The sequence below is a fragment of the Aeromonas sp. ZOR0002 genome, from assembly GCF_963866995.1.
Classification (GTDB): Bacteria; Pseudomonadota; Gammaproteobacteria; order Enterobacterales; family Aeromonadaceae; genus Aeromonas; species Aeromonas caviae.
This window is the reverse complement of the sequence record NZ_CAWMFQ010000106.1, coordinates 13,431-14,564: the sequence shown is the minus strand read 5'-3', so window position 1 is coordinate 14,564 and position 1,134 is coordinate 13,431. Positions and strand designations below refer to the sequence as shown.

The window sequence follows — 1,134 nt, the reverse complement described above, 5'->3', positions numbered from 1 at the left end:
GGGAGTGAGCGCTCCCGCCGCTCGCGGCGTGGAGCTGGCGGTCATCGAACCGCTTATCGCCCATATCCGGGCCAGCGGCAAGCTCAGGCTCGCCGATCTGGCCGAGTACAACCCGAACCTGGATCAGGACAACCGCAGTGCCCGCGTGGCCGCGCGCCTGGTTCACCAGTTGACCAAGTAGTGGCGCACCGCGCCGCCTGACTGCATCGCTAAACAAGGAGTGTCTATGTCTGTACAACACCAGGATCCCCGCCACGATCCGAGCCGCGTGATCCGTGCTCCCCACGGCACCCAGCTGACCGCCAAGAGCTGGCTCACCGAAGCGCCACTGCGGATGCTGATGAACAACCTGGATCCGGATGTTGCCGAGCATCCCCAGTCCCTGGTGGTGTACGGCGGCATCGGCCGCGCCGCCCGAAACTGGGCCTGCTATGACAAGATCGTCGAGGTACTGACCCGGCTCGAGGACGATCAGACCCTGCTGGTGCAATCCGGCAAGCCGGTCGGGGTGTTCCAGACCCACAAGGATGCGCCGCGGGTGCTCATCGCCAACTCCAACCTGGTGCCCCACTGGGCCAACTGGGAGCACTTCAACGAGCTCGATAAAAAGGGTTTGATGATGTACGGCCAGATGACCGCCGGCTCCTGGATCTACATCGGCACCCAGGGGATCGTGCAGGGCACCTACGAGACCTTCTTCGCGGTGGCGAACCAGCACTTCAATGGCGAGCCCAAAGGCCGCTGGATCCTGACCGGGGGCCTGGGTGGCATGGGCGGTGCCCAGCCCCTTGCCGCCACCATGGCCGGTTTCTCCATGATCGCCGTGGAGTGCGACGAGACCCGTATCGATTTCCGTCTGCGTACCCGCTACGTCGACAAGAAGGCCCACAGCCTGGATGAGGCGCTGGCCATGATCGAGGAGGCCAAACGCAGCGGCACCGCCGTCTCCGTCGGCCTGCTCGGCAACGCCGCCGACGTCTTCGCCGAGCTGGTGGCTCGCGGCATCACGCCGGACGTGGTGACCGACCAGACCTCCGCCCATGACCCGGTACACGGCTACCTGCCCCAGGGCTGGAGCGTGGCCCAATGGCGCGATCTGCAAAAGAGCGCACCGGACGAGGTCAACGTGGCGGC

General features: G+C 65.6%; 2 protein-coding genes. Both read left to right on the top strand.

Annotated features, from left to right (window positions below):
• Nucleotides 1-181 (top strand): arginase family protein (locus AACR77_RS06125; RefSeq protein WP_197055482.1); only part of this gene is annotated, 181 nt, incomplete at its 5' end.
• Between the two features lie 45 nt (nucleotides 182-226).
• A partial coding sequence (gene hutU / locus AACR77_RS06120) for a urocanate hydratase (RefSeq protein WP_042880381.1) occupies nucleotides 227-1,134 on the top strand: 908 nt, incomplete at its 3' end.